The 19,118-nt window shown below is 71.0% G+C and carries 13 protein-coding genes and 2 pseudogenes; 8 read left to right on the forward strand and 7 right to left on the reverse strand.

What is annotated here, in order from left to right; all coding sequences use genetic code 11:
• Together B9S58_RS20565 and B9S58_RS20570 are read right to left on the reverse strand one after the other, a co-directional pair.
• On the reverse strand, positions 1-1,001 hold a 1,001-nt coding region (locus tag B9S58_RS20565), incomplete at its 3' end, for an IS110 family transposase (protein WP_103533580.1).
• A gap of 263 nt (positions 1,002-1,264) precedes the next feature.
• A pseudogene (locus B9S58_RS20570) lies at positions 1,265-1,528 on the reverse strand (pyridoxamine 5'-phosphate oxidase); the annotation flags it as partial.
• A gap of 64 nt (positions 1,529-1,592) precedes the next feature.
• On the opposite strand from B9S58_RS20570, the gene B9S58_RS20575 reads away from it, so the two are divergent.
• Complete coding sequence (locus B9S58_RS20575; RefSeq protein ID WP_258044791.1) at positions 1,593-2,492, forward strand: arylamine N-acetyltransferase; 900 nt, start codon at positions 1,593-1,595, stop codon at positions 2,490-2,492.
• A gap of 268 nt (positions 2,493-2,760) precedes the next feature.
• Entirely contained in the window at positions 2,761-3,642 is an 882-nt protein-coding gene (locus B9S58_RS20580) for a YceI family protein (protein WP_103533581.1), read from the forward strand.
• A gap of 40 nt (positions 3,643-3,682) precedes the next feature.
• Here the strand turns inward: B9S58_RS20580 and B9S58_RS20585 are convergent, their stop codons facing one another.
• Positions 3,683-3,928 (reverse strand): hypothetical protein, encoded by a 246-nt coding sequence (locus B9S58_RS20585; RefSeq protein ID WP_103533582.1) that lies wholly within the window; start codon positions 3,926-3,928, stop codon positions 3,683-3,685.
• Between the two features lie 101 nt (positions 3,929-4,029).
• Here B9S58_RS20585 and holA point away from each other — a divergent pair, with 101 nt between their 5' ends.
• Complete coding sequence (holA, locus tag B9S58_RS20590; RefSeq protein WP_103533583.1) at positions 4,030-5,025, forward strand: DNA polymerase III subunit delta; 996 nt, start codon at positions 4,030-4,032, stop codon at positions 5,023-5,025.
• A 411-nt stretch (positions 5,026-5,436) separates the two neighbouring features.
• On the opposite strand, the gene rpsT is transcribed toward holA, so the two are convergent.
• Positions 5,437-5,703: a 30S ribosomal protein S20 gene (rpsT, locus tag B9S58_RS20595; RefSeq protein WP_103533584.1), complete on the reverse strand. Its 267-nt coding sequence runs from the start codon at positions 5,701-5,703 to the stop codon at positions 5,437-5,439.
• Positions 5,704-5,918: 215 nt separating this feature from the next.
• Between rpsT and lepA the strand changes: the two genes are divergently transcribed.
• From lepA to hemW, 5 genes are all read left to right on the forward strand, one after another.
• Complete coding sequence (gene lepA, locus B9S58_RS20600) at positions 5,919-7,793, forward strand: translation elongation factor 4 (RefSeq protein WP_103533585.1); 1,875 nt, start codon at positions 5,919-5,921, stop codon at positions 7,791-7,793.
• A 320-nt stretch (positions 7,794-8,113) separates the two neighbouring features.
• The gene (locus B9S58_RS20605) at positions 8,114-10,003 is read left to right on the forward strand and encodes a long-chain fatty acid--CoA ligase (protein WP_103533586.1); all 1,890 of its coding nucleotides are present in this window, start codon (positions 8,114-8,116) and stop codon (positions 10,001-10,003) included.
• A 290-nt stretch (positions 10,004-10,293) separates the two neighbouring features.
• Entirely contained in the window at positions 10,294-11,574 is a 1,281-nt protein-coding gene (locus tag B9S58_RS20610; RefSeq protein WP_258044792.1) for a low temperature requirement protein A, read from the forward strand.
• 259 nt (positions 11,575-11,833) lie between these two features.
• Entirely contained in the window at positions 11,834-13,825 is a 1,992-nt protein-coding gene (locus B9S58_RS20615; protein WP_103533587.1) for an ATP-binding SpoIIE family protein phosphatase, read from the forward strand.
• 22 nt (positions 13,826-13,847) lie between these two features.
• Entirely contained in the window at positions 13,848-15,089 is a 1,242-nt protein-coding gene (gene hemW, locus B9S58_RS20620; protein WP_103533588.1) for a radical SAM family heme chaperone HemW, read from the forward strand.
• Positions 15,090-15,104: 15 nt separating this feature from the next.
• Here the strand turns inward: hemW and B9S58_RS20625 are convergent.
• From B9S58_RS20625 to B9S58_RS20635, 3 genes and pseudogenes are all read right to left on the reverse strand, one after another.
• Positions 15,105-17,246: pseudogene (locus B9S58_RS20625) on the reverse strand (hypothetical protein); the annotation flags it as partial.
• 119 nt (positions 17,247-17,365) lie between these two features.
• A complete protein-coding gene (locus B9S58_RS20630; protein WP_103533589.1) occupies positions 17,366-18,184 on the reverse strand; it encodes a DUF3097 domain-containing protein in 819 nt (272 codons plus the stop codon).
• Positions 18,185-18,297: 113 nt separating this feature from the next.
• Complete coding sequence (locus B9S58_RS20635; RefSeq protein WP_103533590.1) at positions 18,298-19,029, reverse strand: MBL fold metallo-hydrolase; 732 nt, start codon at positions 19,027-19,029, stop codon at positions 18,298-18,300.
• Positions 19,030-19,118 lie beyond the last annotated feature (89 nt).

Genomic DNA, 19,118 nt, shown 5'->3' on the forward strand with positions numbered 1-19,118 from the left:
CGGTTTCCGCCTCGTGGTGCGTGTTCGCCGTGGATCGAGGTCCCCGAGGATCTGGTTGTCGGGGCGAGGCCGGCGTAGGAGGCGAGGTGGGCGGCGCTGGGGAAACCGGTGCCGTCTCCGACGGTGACCAGCAGGACTGCGGCGGTCCTGACTCCGACTCCCGGCATCGAGGTCAGGACCGGGTGAAGAGGGTGGGCCTCCAGCAGGCTGTTGATCTGCGCTTCGAGTGCCCGGCGCTGGTCGTGGACGGCTGCGAGGGAGGCGGCCAGGGACGGGATCACGATGTCGAGGGTGCCCGTGCCGGGAACGATGACGGTCTGTTCGTCGAGAGCGTCGAAGACATCGTCGATCAGCCGCGCGGCCATCCGCGGGGCTTTCGGGCGGATGAGTTCGACGAGTCTGCGGCGGCCGGCTTTCCGCAGAGCGGCCGGGGATCCGTGGCGCTCGAGGAGCCAGGTGACCGCAGGGTGGTCCAGCCGGGGCCCGAGCACGCGCTCCAGCGACGGGTGAAACTGGGTGAGGAGCCCGCGTATCCGGTTGCTGGTGCGGGTCGCCTCGGCCGCGAGGTCCTGGTCGAAGCCAGTCAACACCGTGAGCTCGGCGGTGATCTCGTCGGTCAGCTCCAGCGAACGCAGAGTGTGGGGCATCGTCCGGGCGGCGTCCGCGATCACCGCCGCGTCCTTCGCGTCCGTTTTCGCCTCGCCCGGATACAGATCAGCGATCCGTCGCATGGCAAGCCCGGGCAGGTAGGCGACCTCGCAGCCCGCGTCGCGGGCCACGGTCAGGGGCAGAGCGCCGATGGACGCTGGCTGGTCCACGATGACCAGGACCGTGCCGAACTTGGCCTTGAGCTTGTCGAAGACCGCCCGCAGCTTCGGCTCGCTGTTGGGCATCGGCTTGTCGAAGACCTTCTTCCCGGCCGGGGTGAGCCCGTGGCCGTGGTGGGCGGTCTTGCCGACGTCCATCCCGAGGAAGACGCCCACGCCTTCGATGTCGAACATCGCACCCTCTCCAGGTCGTTGACCGTGCCGGCCTCGGCGGTGGCACCGTGCTCGCGCATCCACGTTATGCAGACCTGCCGCCCGCGAACTGCCCGGCATTGCGCCGGATCGGGCGGTAGCCGGGTCTCTCATCAGCGTCTCCGACGGCACCTGCCGGGCCCGGCGACACCACCCCCCAGGTCATCCGATCGACAGAGGGGACACAGTCATACCGGCCCCGGAGGCCAGCGGCCCCATTGCAGGACCGCGAAAAACATAACGGGGGGGGCGATGCGCAGGAAAACCCAGTGGGAGTCGCGCGGGTTCCAGCGGAGCTTCGCGGCGAAGGCGTCCCTCGTCGTGGCGGGAAGGTCCGTTCCCTCCAGGGTCCTCGCCTCGCCCTCGATCAGCACCACATCGCGGGTGGGGCCGAGGGTGACCCGGATGGGACCGCCGGGAGTCACGTTGACGGCCGTCGGATTGGTCCGCCGGGTGGCCATCACCAGAGTGCCGGTGTCGCCCTCCCAGAGGAATGACAGCGGGACCAGGGGCCTCGGGCAGGAGTCCTAGGACCGGTCGCTCTCGTGGCGGGAGCAGGCGCAGACTGGGCCCATGATCTCGCAGCCACCTGTGACGTCCGGAGCCTCCGTCCCGGAACCCGACAGGGGCGACGGTGGCGTCACCGATGCCGCCGTCGACGCCTATCTCACCCGGATCGGCGCGGACCGGCCGGTGCGGGCCGATAGCGAAGCGCTGCGCGAACTGCAGCACCGGCATCTGCTCGCCGTTCCCTTCGAGAACCTCTCGGTCCACCTGGGCGAGGACATCGTGCTGGAGGAACGGGCGCTCATGGACAAGGTGACCGGTGGGCGCGGCGGCTTCTGCTACGAACTGAACGGCGCGTTCGGGGCGTTGCTGCGGGCCCTCGGCTTCCGGGTGGCCCTGCTCCAGGCCCGGGTCTTCGGCGACGGCGGCCGGCTGGGCATTCCGTACGACCACATGGCGCTGCGGGTGGAGACCGAGGACGGCACGGGGCCCTGGCTGGCGGACGTCGGGTTCGGCGACAACGCGCTGCGGCCGCTGGCGCTCGACGACCGGACGGAGCAGGAGGACCTCCGAGGTGTGTTCCGGTTCCGTGAGGCGCCGCAGGGGGACCTGGATCTGCTGCGTGGCGGCTCGCGGCAGTTCCGGCTCGATCCGAGGGCGCGGACGCTGCCGGAGTTCCAGGTCGGGGCCTGGTACCACCGCACCTCGCCGGACTCGCATTTCACCCGGTCCCTGGTGTGCTCCCGGTACACGGAGGCCGGGCGGGTGACGCTGAGCGGACGATCTCTGGTCACCACGGTCGGCGGGGAGCGGCACCGTACGGAACTGGTCACGGACGAGGAGGTGCTCGCCGCCTACCGGGACCACTTCGGGGTGCGGCTCTCCCGGGTTCCCGAGGTCCGGAGGCAGTCGCCGTTCCGGGGAGCGGCCCACGGTGGTGACCCCGCGAACGGCCAGGACGATTGATCCACACAAGCGGAACAGGTAATTCGGACCTTCGGTAACACCTGGGCACAGCTCATCACACCTCGCTATACGTCGGCACACCTCGGTACACCTGGTCACACCTCGGTACACCTGGTCACAGCTCCGTACAAGCCCTTCTGAGAACCTCCGTTTGCCTCGAACACCGCAAAAGTGATCGAATGCATGCTCGTCGGCGGGCTGCTGATCCGACAATGACGTCCACCTGTCAGGGCCCGAAGTGTGAAGCGCCCCTGGGGGTACGTAAGAGATGTTCGGCCGTTGGCTGGGAAACAGAGGCCAGGCGGGTGGGCGCGGTGGGGCCCTCGCCGGATTCCAGGTACCCCGTACCGCGGGCGTGCTCAGCTGCCGGGTGCTGGACCCGGTCAACGAACCGGTCCAGCAGGCCGAGTTCGTCGTGACCGACAGCATGGGCCGCAAGGTGACAGGCGGCGAGACGGACCCCTTCGGCAGTGCTCTCGCCACGGTCCCGGCGGGCGACTACCGGCTGGCGATCACGGCCGAGGGCTTCACCCCGTTCCACGGGGCGGCGACGGTGACCGAGGGCGCGCACGCCACCCTGGGCGACCTGACCCTCCAGGTGGCGCAGCCCCCGCAGCTGCCCGACCCCGGCGACTGGGACATCGAGCCGAACCACTCGCAGATCGGCTTCACCGCCCGGCACATCGGGCTGGCCCGCATCCACGGCAGGTTCAACACCTTCGCCGGGGCGGTCCGGATCGCCGACCGCATGGAGGACTCCGCCATGCACGTGATCATCGACGCGGCGTCGATCGACACCAATGTGCAGATGCGCGACGACCACCTGCGCTCCGGCGACTTCCTCGACGTCGGCCGCTACCCGACGCTGGAGTTCTACAGCGAGCGTTTCGTCCACCGGGGCGGCAGCCGCTGGGGCGTCACCGGTGCGCTGACCCTGCACGGCGTCAGCCGTACCGTGACGCTGGACACCCAGTACCTCGGTATCGGCAATGGTCTTGAGGGCGAGACGCGTGCCGCCTGCCGGGCCACCACAGAACTGCACCGCGAGGACTTCACCCTCACCTGGCAGACCATGCTGGCGCGCGGGATCGCCGCGGTGGGGCCGAGCATCGTCATCGACCTGGACATCCAGATCGTGCCCAAGGGCTGAAGCCGTCCCGGTCGTGCCCGAGGGCTGAGCCGGCCGGGCGCTACGGCTTCTCCAGCCAGCCTTCGTACTCCGCTGCGAACGCGTCGAGCGCGGCCGGGTCCAGGCGCCCGGCCGCGTCCTCCACGACCACCAGCCACTGGGCGTCCTCGGCGTCGTCCTCGCCGGCCAGCGCGTCCCGTACGAGCTGGGGCTCCTCGGCGACCCCGAAGCGGTCCGCCAGCTCCCCGGCCACCTCCTCCGCGGAGTCGCGGTCGGGCAGTACCAGCACATGTCTCACATCGCTCACCCGGTCATTCTCCGGTACGGGCGTCCGTGCCCCGCGCCCCGGGGCGGCCCGCCCGTCAGTGCTGTCCGGGCTGTCAGTGGGGCGTGGGATGCTGGAACGCGATGGCCACCAGGAAGAATTCCACCGACGATCCGCTCGCCCCCCTCACCCTCGCCGTGGGCCAGGAGGACCTCCTCCTGGACCGTGCGGTGCAGCAGGTGGTGGCGGCCGCGCGTGCCGCCGACGCCGACACGGACGTACGTGATCTGGCGTCCGACCAGTTGCAGCCCGGCACGCTCGCCGAGCTCACCAGCCCCTCGCTCTTCGCCGAGCGCAAGGTCGTGATCGTGCGCAACGCGCAGGACCTCTCGGCCGACACGGTCAAGGACGTCAAGGCGTATCTCGGCGCGCCGGTCGAGGAGATCACCCTCGTCCTGCTGCACGCGGGCGGAGCCAGGGGCAAGGGGCTGCTGGACGCGGCGCGCAAGGCGGGAGCGCGGGAGGTCGCCTGCCCGAAGACCACCAAGCCCGCGGAGCGGCTCTCCTTCGTACGGTCGGAGTTCCGGACGCACGGGCGGTCCGCGACGCCGGAGGCCTGCCAGGCCCTGGTCGACTCCATCGGCAGCGATCTGCGGGAGCTGGCGAGTGCGGTGTCCCAGCTGATCGCGGACGTCGAGGGCACGATCGACGAGGCGGTCGTCGGGCGCTACTACACCGGGCGGGCGGAAGCCTCGTCGTTCACCGTCGCCGACCGGGCGGTCGAGGGGCGTGCGGCGGAGGCGCTGGAGGCGCTGCGGTGGTCGCTGTCGACCGGGGTCGCGCCCGTCCTGATCACCAGTGCGCTGGCGCAGGGGGTGCGGGCGATCGGGAAGCTGTCCTCCGCGCGGGGCGGCCGGCCGGCCGACCTGGCCCGGGAGCTGGGGATGCCGCCGTGGAAGATCGACCGGGTGCGGCAGCAGATGCGGGGGTGGACGCCGGACGGGGTCGCGGTGGCCCTGCGGGCCGTGGCGGCGGCGGATGCGGGGGTGAAGGGCGGGGGGGACGATCCTGAGTACGCTCTGGAGAAGGCCGTCGTCGTGGTCGCCCGGGCCGCGCGGGCGGGTCGGGCGGGTCGGTAGGCGCTTCCCTCCGGGGGCCGCCGCCTGGTGTGGGGCCCTGCGGACACTGGTTCCGTCCGCAAGAGCCGGACGGGCTGAGTGGTGCGGGTTCGACGCAGAGCGATGGTGCGGGTTCGGCGCGGCGCGCGGGGCCTCGTGCGAGTACCGGTACCGTCCTCAAGCGCCGGACGGGCTGGGTGTGCCCCCGGACGGGCCGCAACGTGCCCCGACGGGCCGGAAGCGCACGCACGGAAGCCCCGGGCCTCGATCTGGGGAGATCGGAGGACCGAGGCTTCCGGGTCACACTCTTGGTGCGCCGCACCCGCGTGGCGAACGCAGGTTCGGTGTGCGGCGCGGGGTGCCGGTCCGGGGCGGGAGAGAGGGCCCGTTAGTCCGTTCCGGCGGTCACATCAGTGAGCTTCGGGAAGAAGCTCAGGCCTGCAGGGCGGCAACCTTGGACGCCAGCGCCGACTTCTTGTTGGCGGCGGAGTTCTTGTGGATGACACCCTTCGAGACAGCCTTGTCGAGCTGACGGGAGGCGTCGCGGACGGCCGTGGTGGCCTTCTCGACGTCACCGGCAGCGGCGGCCTCGCGGGCCTTGCGGATCGCGGTCTTGAGCGACGACTTGACGGCCTTGTTGCGCAGGCGCGCCTTCTCGTTGGTCTTGTTCCGCTTGATCTGGGACTTGATGTTCGCCACGAAAGAGCCTTTTCAGGTTCGTTGGATCTTCTATGTGCGCCACGCCGCTGATGAGAGCCACGAGGCACAGCTGTCCACGGTAGCAGTCACCCTCCGACCGGCCCAAACCGGTCGCGGTCCCGCAGGCGTGGGACGATGGAGCCTACGTATCGATCCGACCGACCCGACATCGACCCGAGACACGGCGTTCGGCGTCTCAAGAATCAGGACCCTGCGTGCCCGCGACTCCTTCCAACGTGCCCGATCCGAGCCGTACCGACCCGGCGCTGATCCGCAATTTCTGCATCATCGCGCACATCGACCACGGCAAGTCGACCCTCGCCGACCGGATGCTTCAGCTGACCGGCGTGGTCGACCAGCGGCAGATGCGTGCTCAGTACCTCGACCGGATGGACATCGAGCGCGAGCGCGGCATCACCATCAAGTCCCAGGCGGTCCGGCTGCCCTGGGCGCCCGACACGGGCGAGGACACGGGCACCACCCATGTCCTCAACATGATCGACACCCCGGGCCACGTGGACTTCACCTACGAGGTCTCCCGTTCGCTCGCCGCCTGCGAGGGCACGGTCCTGCTGGTCGACGCCGCGCAGGGCATCGAGGCCCAGACGCTGGCCAACCTCTATCTCGCGATGGAGAACGACCTCACCATCGTCCCGGTGCTCAACAAGATCGACCTTCCCGCCGCGCAGCCGGAGAAGTTCTCCGAGGAGCTGGCCAACCTCATCGGCTGCCAGCCCGAGGACGTGCTCAAGGTCTCCGCCAAGACCGGTGTCGGCGTGGACGCGCTGCTCGACCGGGTCGTGCGGGACGTGCCGCCCCCGGTCGGCGTCGCGGACGCCCCCGCCCGCGCGATGATCTTCGACTCGGTCTACGACGCGTACCGCGGTGTCGTCACCTACGTCCGTGTCATCGACGGCCAGCTCAACAAGCGCGAGCGGATCCGGATGATGTCGACCGGCGCCACCCACGAGCTGCTGGAGATCGGGGTGTCGTCCCCGGAGATGACCCCGGCCGACGGCATCGGCGTGGGCGAGGTCGGCTACATCATCACCGGAGTGAAGGACGTCCGGCAGTCCAAGGTCGGTGACACGATCACCTCCCTGCACAACGGAGCGACCGAGGCGCTGGGCGGCTACAAGGACCCGAAGCCGATGGTGTTCTCGGGGCTGTACCCGCTGGACGGCTCGGACTACCCGGACCTGCGCGAGGCGCTGGACAAGCTCCAGCTCAACGACGCCGCCCTGGTCTACGAGCCGGAGACCTCCGCCGCGCTCGGCTTCGGCTTCCGCGTCGGCTTCCTCGGCCTGCTCCACCTGGACGTGGTCCGCGAGCGGCTGGAGCGCGAGTTCGGCCTCGACCTGATCGCCACCGCCCCCAACGTGGTCTACCGCGTCGAGATGGAGGACGGCACCGAGCACGTCGTCACCAACCCGAGCGAGTTCCCCGAGGGCAAGATCGACAAGGTGCACGAGCCGGTCGTCCGGGCCACGGTGCTCGCCCCGAGCGAGTTCATCGGCGCGATCATGGAGCTGTGCCAGGGCCGGCGCGGCACCCTGCTCGGCATGGACTACCTCTCCGAGGACCGGGTCGAGATCCGCTACACCCTGCCGCTCGCGGAGATCGTCTTCGACTTCTTCGACCAGCTGAAGTCCAAGACCCGGGGTTACGCCTCCCTCGACTATGAGCCCACCGGCGAGCAGTCGGCGCACCTCGTCAAGGTCGACATCCTGCTGCACGGCGACAAGGTGGACGCGTTCTCCGCGGTCACCCACAAGGACAAGGCGTACGCGTACGGCGTACGGCTCGTCGCCAAGCTGCAGAAGCTCATCCCCCGGCAGAACTTCGAGGTGCCGATCCAGGCGGCCATCGGCGCCCGGGTCATCGCCCGTGAGACCGTCCGCGCCATCCGCAAGGATGTCCTCGCCAAGTGCTACGGCGGTGACATCTCCCGTAAGCGGAAGCTGCTGGAGAAGCAGAAGGAGGGCAAGAAGCGGATGAAGATGGTCGGCAACGTCGAGGTTCCGCAGGACGCCTTCATCTCCGTCCTGTCGACCGACGAGTCCGCGGGAGAGAGCAAGGGCAAGAAGTAGCCCCGCGCCGACGCCTGCCGATGAGCAGTCCGGAGGGCCCCCATGCCGCAGCATCGGTATGGGGGCCCTTTCGTTATGAAAGCAGCGGCCCGTTGCCTCTTACGTGGCGGACAAGTGCGCTCTACTCTGATCACGACTTGATGGTTACTGGCTAGTTAACAAGCCGAGCAAGCAGGTTGCGCCGCAGACGAGAGCGCAGCACGAGAGCAGCGGGACGAAAGCAGCAGTACGCGCAGCAGAACGAGCACTCAGGACGACAGCAGTAGGTCGCCCGTATCAAAGAAGCCGGTCGTAGCAATGCCGCAGGCCCGGAGGACGTCGTGAGCGACACACAGACCTTGATCGATAGCCGGCCGCCCTCCGTGGCGGCCCTCTTCATCGACCGCGTGGCGGCGACCCCGGACGGGGAGGCGTACCGCTATCCGGTGCCGTCGGCCTCGGGCGGGGGCCCCGACGACTGGAAGTCGCTGAGCTGGGGCCAGGCCGCGGAGCGGGTCTACGCGATCGCCGCGGGGCTGATCGCGCTCGGCGTGCGGCCGGAGGAGCGGGTCGCCCTCTCCTCGGCCACCCGGGTGGAGTGGATCCTCATCGACCTCGGGGTGATGTGCGCGGGCGCCGCGACCACCACGATCTACCCCTCCACGAACGCCGAGGAGTCCGCGTTCATCCTGTCCGACTCCGAGAGCCGGATCCTCATCGCGGAGGACGCCGAGCAGCTGGCCAAGGCCCGGGAGACCCGTGAGGGCCTGCCGGACCTCGCCCATGTCGTGGTCATCGACCCGGTCGGCGTCGAGCCCGCCGAGGGCGACCCCGAGGGCTGGCTCATCACCCTCGCGGAGCTGGAGGCCAAGGGCGCCGAGCTCCTCGCCAAGACCCCTGACGCGGTCACCGAGCGGGTCTCCACGATCACCGCAGACCAGCTCGCCACCCTCATCTACACCTCGGGCACCACCGGCCGCCCCAAGGGCGTACGGCTGCCGCACGACAACTGGTCGTACATGGCCAAGGCCACCGTGGCGACCGGCCTGATCAACGCCGACGACGTGCAGTACCTCTGGCTGCCGCTCGCTCACGTCTTCGGCAAGGTCCTCACCTCCGGCCAGATCGAGGTCGGCCACGTCACCGCCGTCGACGGCCGTATCGACAAGATCATCGAGAACCTGCCGGTCGTCCAGCCGACCTACATGGCCGCCGTGCCCCGGATCTTCGAGAAGGTCTACAACGGTGTCGCCTCCAAGGCCCGCGCGGGCGGCGGCGCCAAGTACAAGATCTTCCAGTGGGCGGCCGGGGTCGCCCGCGAGTACGCCAAGGTCTCCCAGGACAACTTCCGCCGCACCGGCAAGGCGTCCGTCCCCTTCGCGCTCGGCGCCAAGCACAAGGTCGCCGACGCGCTCGTCTACTCCAAGATCCGCGAGGCCTTCGGCGGCCGGCTGCGCGCCTGCGTCTCCGGCTCCGCCGCGCTCGCCCCGGACATCGGCTACTTCTTCGCGGGCGCCGGCGTCCACATCCTGGAGGGCTACGGCCTCACCGAGACCAGCGCCGCGTCCTTCGTGAACCCGGGAGAGTCCTACCGCACCGGCACCGTCGGCAAGCCGCTCCCCGGCACCGAGGTGCGCATCGCGGACGACGGCGAGATCCTGCTGCGCGGCCCCGGCGTCATGGAGGGCTACCACAAGCTGCCCGACAAGACCGAGGAGGTCCTGGAGTCGGACGGCTGGATCCACACCGGGGACATCGGTGAGCTGTCGGTCGACGGCTACCTCCGCATCACCGACCGCAAGAAGGACCTGATCAAGACGTCCGGCGGGAAGTACGTCGCCCCGGCGGAGGTCGAGGGCCAGTTCAAGGCGGTCTGCCCGTTCGTCTCCAACATCCTGGTGCACGGCGCGGACCGTAACTTCTGCACCGCGCTCATCGCCCTCGACGAGCCCACCCTCCTCGGCTGGGCCGCCGAGAACGGCCTGGAGGGCAAGTCGTACGCGGAGGCCGTCGCCGCCCCGCAGACCGTCGAGCTGATCGAGGGGTACGTCAAGCGCCTCAACGAGGGCCTTCAGCGCTGGCAGACCATCAAGAAGTTCCGTCTCCTGCCGCGCGACCTGGACGTCGAGCACGGCGAGCTGACCCCCAGCCTCAAGCTGAAGCGGCCGGTCGTCGAGCGTGAGTACCAGAGGCTCATCGACGAGATGTACGCGGGCTCGCGCGAGGCGTAGCACGGGCGGTGCCGGGGGCGTCGTCCCGGGAAGCGCGGGCGGGGCGTTCGGACACCGATGTGTCCGGCCGCCCCGCTGTGACTGAGCGCGGTGTCCGGCCACGCGTGCCGGGTACGGCGCTCGGTCACCATGTCTGTACCGGCCCCAGCGGAATCTGTATCAGCTCCGAGCGGACCTACTGGAGCCCCTGCACGGTGCGACGCGATGCGTACGCGAACGATCGGGACAGCGCCCGACACTCTCGGCAGGGCGACAGGGCAGCGGTGTGCACGCCAGAAATACTGCTGTGCATGAATGATCCCCGATCCATCAGCAAGCCCGGCCGGTCCGGTCTGTCGCGACGGCTGGTCCCCATGACCGGTCGTGACCCGGAAGAGCACGGCCGGACCGCCTCGCCGCTGGAGCTCTTGTTCGACCTGACCTTTGTCGTCGCTGTCGGCACCGCGTCGTCCCAGTTCGCGGAGATGCTCGCCGAGGGCCACGCCGCCCAGGCGATCACCGCGCTCGTTCTGGCCATGTTCGCGATCAGCGTCGCCTGGATCAGCTTCAGCTGGTTCGCCTCCGCCTTTGCCACTGACGACTGGCTCTACCGGGCTCTGACGATGATCCAGATGATCGGCGTCGTCGTGTTCTCACTGGGCCTGCCGGCGATGTTCCATTCCGTGGAGGAGGGCAGCCACCTCGAACTGCGGGCCATGGTCATCGGATACGTCGTCATGCGGATCGCGATGGTGCTCCAGTGGTGGCGCGCCGCCCGGCAGGCCCCGTCGTTCCACGAAGTCGGCATGGCCAACATCCGCTGGACGCTGATCGCTCAGGCCGGCTGGATCGTCGTGGCCTTCACTCCCATGCCGATCGCCGTCGTATTCGTTGCGTTCGCCGTCCTGGGAACCCTCGAACTCGTTCTGCCAGTGCTCACGCAGGGCTCCGCCGGCGGTACCCCGTGGCACCCACACCATGTGGCCGAACGGTACGGCCTCTTCGCGATCATCGTTCTCGGTGAAGGCGTCGTCGGCACGGTCGCCTCCTCCGGCGACCTCCTGGGCGGCGGAGACGGTACGCACTGGACGTGGAACGCGATCGCTGTCGTCGTCGCCGGTGTCGGGCTGACCTTCGGTATGTGGTGGATGTACTTCCTAACGCCGTTCGGCGACATCCTGGTACACCGACGCAAGCGCGGATACCTCTTCGGCTACGGCCACATCCCCCTGTTCATCGGCGTCGCCGGAGCAGGAGCCGGGCTGCACGTGGCGGGTCTGTACATGGAACACCACGCCGAGGTCTCCGGCGTCGCCGTCGTGCTCGCACTCGCTGTCCCGGTCGGCCTCTACATGCTCATGATCTACCTTCTGCACACCCTCCTGCTGTCCGCGGCCGACCGCTTCCACATCGTTCTGATCACCCTCACCATCGTCGTACTGCTCGCCGCGGTACTCATGGCGGCGGCCGGCGTAGCCATCGCTGCGTGCCTGCTCGTCGTCATGCTCGCGCCGTTCGTCACCGTGGTCGGCTACGAGACGATCGGCCACCGTCACCAGCAGAGAATGCTGGAAAACCTCGGTGCGCGGTAGGCGGAGCGAGCTCGGCGGGGACATGGGCGCCCCGGGCCGGAATCCGGCGTGCACCGAGAACTTCCTCGGCTGACGCCGGGAGCTCGTGCGGCCACCTGCGGCGCTCAGTCACCACCCGCCCGTCGTGCACGCCCCGTTGTACTTCCCGAAGCCTTGCGTTCGAAGCTGCTCGATTTTCCGCCCACTTCGGTAACTCGGTGCTTATGGATGCGGCCGGTCTGTCACTCTGTCGGTGTCGTCGGACCGTAGGAGCCGCACCGTGGCGCCCATTCCCTTGCAGCGGGACACCGTGCAGCGCCCCGGCACCACCCGTGCCGGGTACGCGCACGGCCCGCGCCTGGCCAGCCGCACCAGCCTGCCCGGCATACCCCTCGCCCCGTCCGCCGCCCGCCGGTTCGTGCGGGCCGCGCTCGCCGAGTGGACCGGGCTCGGGGTGCCCGCCGCCGTGGGCTTCAGCGACCGGCTGGCCGATGACGCCGTTACCGTCACCAACGAGCTGGTCACCAACGCCGTCGTGCACGCCGGGACCACGGTCGACCTGGTCCTCAGGCTGGAGGAGGAGGGCGGCGGCGACGAGCCGACGGCCGCCCTCGTCCTGGAGGTCACCGACCATCACCCCGCCCGCCCGGTGAGCGGCGACGGGCCCGGGAAGGACCCCGAACCCCTCGGTACGGCCGCGGGGGAGCTGCCCGACCCCGCCGAGTGCGGCCGCGGCCTCCAGCTCGTCGCCACCCTCGCCGACTCCTGGGGCATCACCTATCGCACCGGCCTCAAGACCGTCTGGGCCCGCCTCCCCGTCGACGACTGGAGCGCCCCGTCCGCCCCGCCCGACCGGGAGGCCCTCGGACGCGGCCTGCGCGCCGCCGAGATCCTCGCCCCTGCCGCCCGGCGCACCGAGCGCGACGACGCGGCCTGGGACAGCCGCGGCGCCCCGGCCTTCCTCGCCGAGGCCTCCGACCTGCTCGCCGGGCAGCTCGACGAGGACCTGGTGGCCGCCATAGCGGGCCAGCTGCTGGTGCCCCGGCTGGCGGACTGGTGCGCGATCTGGCTGGAGACCGAGGGCGGGGGACCGGCCGCCGACCCACGGCTCGCCCGCGTCTGGCACAGCGACGAGACCGGCACCGAGCCCCTGCGCACCGCCCTGGAGAGGGAGCCCCTCCGCCTTCCGGCCGGCGTCGGCTCCGGCCCCGTGCCCGTCCCCTGGCCCGCACGCCCCGCCGAGGAGGACCAGGAGGGCGCCGCCGGCGAGGACCGGGAAGGCGCCCCCGCGCCCCCGCACCCCGGCGGCCGGGACGGGGCCGCGCTGGCGTTCCGGATCACCGCGGGCGGCCGGGCCCTCGGGACCGTCCTCGTCGGCCGTGAGGGCGTCACCCAGGTGCCGGAGGCCGTCGCCTCGCTCATCGAGGACTTCGTCCGCCGCCTCGGCCTCGCGGTCGGCGCGGCCCGCGCCTACACCCGGCAGGCCACCATCAGCCGGATCCTCCAGCGCGGCCTGCTCCCCAGCAAGGTCGCCGAGATCCCCGGCGTCACCAGCGCCCTCGTCTACGAACCGAGCGACGACGGGGTGGTCGGCGGTGACTTCTACGACATCTTCCCGTGCCCCGGCGACCGCTGGTGCTTCGTCCTCGGCGACGTCCAGGGTTCCGGCCCCGAGGCCGCCGTCGTCACCGGCCTCGCCCGCCCCTGGCTGCGGCTGCTCTCCCGCGAGGGGTTCGGCGTCGGGGAGGTCCTGGACCGGCTGAACCGGCTGCTCCTCGACGACGCCATGGAGGCCGCTGAGGCCGCCGCTCTGATGGTCGCCGCCGCCGGGGGCCAGCAGCTCCACGACGGCACCCAGTCACGGTTCCTCTCCATGCTGTACGGGGAGGTCGTCACGCTTCCCGACGGCGGGGTCCGCTGCACGGTGGCCAGCGCCGGACACCCGCTGCCGCTGCTGCTGCGCCCCGACGGCTCCGTACGCCCGGCCGCCGAGCCCCAGGTGCTGCTCGGGGTCGTCGAGGACGTGGCCTACGAGAGCCAGGTCTTCGACCTCGCGCCCGGGGACACCCTGCTCTGCGTCACGGACGGGGTGACCGAGCGGCGGTCGGGTCCGCTGATGTTCGACGACGGGGACGGGCTGGCCCGGGTGCTGGCCGGGTGCGCCGGGCTGCCCGCCGAGGTGACGGCCGAGCGGATCCGGCGGGCCGTGCACGAATTCGCCGAGCAGCCCCCGGACGACGATGTGGCCCTACTGGTGCTGCACGCGGACTGAAGCACCTCGCGGGCGAGCGACAATGGACGGTATGCCTTCCGTACTGCCTGATGGTGAGCCCGTGCCCGACGACGGGGCGCTGCCCCGCCACGCCCTGGAAGGCGCAGCCGGCCGGCCGCTCGGCTTCTACCTGCACGTCCCGTACTGCGCCACCCGCTGCGGCTACTGCGACTTCAACACGTACACCGCCACCGAGCTGCGCGGCTCCGGAGGGGCACTGGCCTCCCGCGACAACTACGCCGCCCACCTGATCGAGGAGGTCCGCCAGGCCCGCAAGGTCCTCGGCGACGACCCGCGCCCGGTCCGCACGGTCTTCGTCGGCGGTGGCACGCCGACGCTGCTGCCCGCCGCCGACCTCGTGCGGATGCTGGCGGCGATCCGCGAGGAGTTCGGGCTCGCGGACGATGCGGAGATCACCACCGAGGCCAATCCGGAGTCCGTCGACCCCGCCTATCTCGCCGCGCTGCGCGAGGGCGGCTTCAACCGGGTCTCCTTCGGCATGCAGAGCGCCAAGCAGCACGTCCTGAAGATCCTGGACCGCACGCACACCCCCGGCCGCCCCGAGGCCTGTGTCGCCGAGGCGCGCGCGGCGGGCTTCGACCACGTCAACCTCGACCTGATCTACGGCACCCCCGGTGAGTCCGACGACGACTGGCGCGCCACCCTGGACGCCGCGATCGGCGCGGGCCCCGACCACGTCTCCGCGTACGCCCTGATCGTCGAGGAGGGCACCCAGCTCGCCCGGCGCATCCGGCGCGGCGAGATCCCGATGACCGACGACGACGCGCACGCCGACCGCTATCTCATCGCGGACGAGGCCTTCGCCGCCGCCGGCTTCGACTGGTACGAGGTGTCCAACTGGGCCACCACCGAGGCCGGCCGCTGCCTCCACAACGAGCTGTACTGGCGCGGCGCCGACTGGTGGGGCGCGGGCCCCGGCGCCCACAGCCACGTCGGCGGGGTCCGCTGGTGGAACGTGAAGCACCCCGGCGCGTACGCCCAGGCCCTCTCCGAGGGCCGCTCACCCGGCGCCGGCCGCGAGGTCCTCGCCGGCGAGGACCGCCGGGTCGAGCGGATCCTGCTGGAGCTGAGGCTGCGCGAGGGCTGCCCGCTGGACCTCCTGAAGCCCGACGGCCTCGCCGCCTCCCGCCGTGCCCTGAGCGACGGGCTGCTGGACCCGGAACCGTACGGGAAGGACCGCGCGGTCCTCACCCTGCGCGGGCGGCTGCTGGCCGACGCCGTCGTCCGCGACCTGGTCGACTGATCCGGACGGGCGGCCTCACGGCTCGCAGTCCTTGGCCGTCAGCGGCGGAGCGGACCCGGCGGGCTTGCCGCAGACGATGGTCCGCTCGGCGCTCGGCCCGGGGCGGATCATCTTGACGATATTGAGACCGTGCACGTTGTCGGAGACCGAGGACTTCGCCCGGCTGAACGAGATCGTCCCCGTGGGCATGCTGTTGAGGTCCACGGTGTGCAGCGTCGCCCATGTCTTCGCCGCGCTCCGGCGCTTGTCGCCGCGCGCCGCGGCGTCGTACAGGGCCGCCGTCGTGCTGTAGGAGATGACGGTCTGCCCGCTGGCGAACAGCTCGTCCTCGTACGCCGGACGCCCCGAGGCCAGCGCGGTGACCTCCCCGTCGGGGTGCAGAGCCCGCAGTGTGCGGTACGCGTCCGCGTAGAACCCGAGGTTCTTTCCCGGCTCAGCGGGGCGAGGGAGCTGTGGTAGAGCGTGACGTTGGCCGCGATCGACGTGCTGTCGCCGAAGGTGCCCTTCGTCAGGTCGTCCCCGGTGAACACCGTCATCCGCCGGTCCGAGCATCCGGTGGTGCCCGACAGACCCGCCATCAGCGTCGGCACGTCCTCGACGCGCCCCGCGAAGTACAGCGCGTCCGGGACCCGCTCGGCCTGGCAGATGCTGGTCAGCGGGGCGTTCAGGCTCGCCCCGCCCGCGAGGTCGTACGCCACGTCACGGCCGAGCGAAAAGCCCGACGTCCGCAGCATCTCCTTGCCCGCGGCCCGCTGCTCGGCGGTGTACATGTCCAGGTCCCCGTTGCCGTCCTCGCGCGACAGCACGATCGCGTGCGGCCGGTCCAGCCCCTTCGCGACCTGCCGGGCGACCAGCCCGAGCGCGTACGTCTGCTCCTCGTCCGTCGCCGCGAGCCCGAAGTAGTTGGGGAACTTGCGGGGCAGATCGCCGCTGGAGTTCGTCGTGTTCACCAGCGGCAGTCCGGTCCTTGCCCCTGGCGGTCAGCGGACCGGCGTACACGACCGTCACATACGCGGCGCCCGGCTCGATGTCGTCGTTCTCCTCACGGATCGCCCGCTCGATCCGCTCGAACGTGATGCCCTTCCCGGCCCCGTTCAGCTCCAGGCCGTTGCCCCCGGCGAAGAGCACCTCGGGCGCGGTCGCCACCCCCACGCACTCCCGGTCGCCGGCCCGGCCTTTCCAGATCGCGTCCGTGTTGCGGTCGGTCAGCGGCCCGTGGCAGTACGTGTCGCGCCAGTGCCCGGCCCACAGGAACGCCCCCAGCAGACTGCCCACGACGAGCACGGCGATGCTCGCCCGCGACATCACCCACCACGCCCAGGTCCGCCGCACCCGGTGGGTGACGAGCTGCGCGTGCGCGTGCTCATCGGTCAGCTTCTCCGTGGACAGCGGCAGCAGCACCCACGCCAGGGTCGCGGCCGCCACCGGTGACTGGCCCAGACTCAGATCCTTGACCCAGCGCTCGTAGCGGTCCTGGGCCCCGGAGCCACCGGTCCGCGGACCGGAACCCGGCCGCTCAGGAGGCAGCGGCGGGGTGTGCCGCATGATCTCGGAGGCCGGCAGTGAGGCGAGCAGCAGCAACGGAGCCACCTCGCTGCGCCGCGACCGTACGTTGTTGATCGCGTTGATGAGCAGGATGCCGCCGTTGTCCTGCGTGGCCCGGGGCAGGAACACCACCGGCGGGACCGTGCGCTTGCTGCGCCGCCAGTCCAGGGAGTGCGGGCGGTAGTTGTGCCGCAGGTCCTCCAGCAGTGCCTGCACCCGCAGTTCCAGATGGAACTGGCGCGCGTGCTCGTCGCCCGCCCCCGCTTCCGCCACCCGCTCCGCGACCGCCCGTGCCCGCGCCCCGATCACCCGCCACGAACCGCTCGGCGAGAACCACGACCAGCCGTCCGACGGGTGGCCGGTGCTGGACGCGGCCAGGGACGAGGTGGTGGCGAACCACCGGCTGGCCCGGCGCAGCCACAGCAGCGGCGGCGCGGCCCGGCTCGCCAGGCCCGCCACGGCGAGCCCGATCAGCGCGAGGGCCGACACCAGGGCCGTCAGCAGCCAGTCGACCTCCCCGAGCAGCACGCTGAGCAGGGCGATGAAGAGCGCGCCGACGAACGTCTCGGGCCGTACCGACTCCCGCAGCGAGTCCCACCGGGTGCCCCTTTCGGCCCATGGACCGCCTGCCCGTTCTCCCACCTCAACAACCGACGGCACGTGTGGGACGCAGGCATTCACAGGGATCGGTACGTGATCCTCCTCAACGGGGTGCCTTCAGGTCCGGGACATCAGTCCGGAAGGGTGACGAAGTCGATCAATTCCTCTACCCTGCCCAGGAGTTGGGGCTCAAGGTCCTTGTAGCTGCGCACCTTGGACAGGATGTGCTGCCAGGCCGCCCCGGTGTTCTGAGGCCACCCCAGCGCCCGGCACACGCCCGTCTTCCAGTCCTGCCCCCTCGGCACCACCGGCCAGGCGTCGATCCCCACCGACGACGGCTTCACCGCCTCCCACACATCGATGTACGGGTGCCCCACCACCAGCACATGCGCATCCGTCACCCGCTCGGCGATCCGGGACTCCTTGGAGCCGGGCACCAGATGGTCCACCAGCACCCCCAGCCGGGCGTCCGGCCCCGGTGCGAACTCCCCGACGATCGCCGGAAGGTCGTCCACCCCCTCCAGGTACTCCACGACCACGCCCTCGATCCGCAGGTCGTCGCCCCACACCCGCTCCACCAGCTCCGCGTCGTGCCGGCCCTCCACATAGATCCGTCCGGCCCGCGCCACCCGGGCCCGCGCCCCGGGCACCGCCACCGAACCGGAGGCCGTACGGGTGGGACGCACGGGACCACCGGGGCCCGGGCGCACCAGCGTGACGACCTTGCCCTCCAGCAGGAAGCCACGCGGCTCCATCGGGAACACCCGGTGCTTGCCGAACCGGTCCTCCAGGGTCACGGTCGGCCCCTGCGCCGTCTTCTCGCAGCGGATCACCGCCCCGCAGAAACCGGTGGAGACCTCCTCCACGACCAGATCGGGATCGGCGGGCACGTCGGGCACGGGGACGGACCGCTTCCACGGCGGGGTCAGGTCCGGCTGGTAGCTGCGCATGGCACGACGATATTCGCCGTACCCGCGCCGGGCGGTGTCACACCGCCTTCTTCGCCGTGCCCGGGACGGCCGGTGTCACGCCTCGTCGTTCGCCGCGCCCGGGCCCGCCGACGTCACACCACGTCGAACCGCTCCGCGAGCGACGCCCGCTGCGCCCGGACGAACGCCGCGTCCACCACGGCCCCGTGCCCCGGAACGTAGACCGCGTCCTCGCCGCCCAGCGCCAGCAGCCTCTCCAGCGCGGCCGGCCAGCGCGAGGTGATCGCGTCCGGCCCCGCCTGCGGCTCGCCCGACTCCTCGACCAGATCCCCGCAGAACACCACCGGAGGCCCGCCGTCCGCGCCCGGTACCAGCGCCGCCAGGTCATGGCCGCTGTGGCCCGGGCCCACGTTCGCCAGCAGCACCTGCCGGCCGCCGCCCAGATCGAGCGTCCAGTCGCCGCACACCTCGTGCTGCGGGACCACCAGCGTGTCCACCGACCGGGCCGCCTCGTCCTCCGGGACCCCGTGGCGCACCGACGCCACGCACAGCTGTTCCGTCTCGTCCCGCAGCAGGGCCCCGACGCCCACCGCCCCGTACACCTGAGCCCCGGCGAACGCCGCCGTGCCCAGCACATGATCGAAATGCGGGTGGCTCAGTGCGATATGCGTCACCCTCCGTCCGAGCAGCGCCTCGGCCTGCAGCCGCAGCTCGACGCCCTCGCGCAGCGTGGCGCCCGTGTCGTACAGCAATACGCCGTCCGGCCCGGCGACCAGCGCGACGGTGGCGTCCCAGCCCGGGAGCCGCCGCCTGCCGATACCGTTGCCCAACCGCTCCCAGCCGAAGTCTTCCCAAGCGACGTCCATACCACGACGCTATCGGCAACGCCCTGCGGTCTCGTGGGAGCGTGGCCGGTCGCCCTTGCCCCGGCCCCACCCCACCCCCGTACACTGAC

The organism is Streptomyces sp. SM11 (assembly GCF_002910905.1).
In the GTDB taxonomy this organism is placed as follows: domain Bacteria; phylum Actinomycetota; class Actinomycetes; order Streptomycetales; family Streptomycetaceae; genus Streptomyces.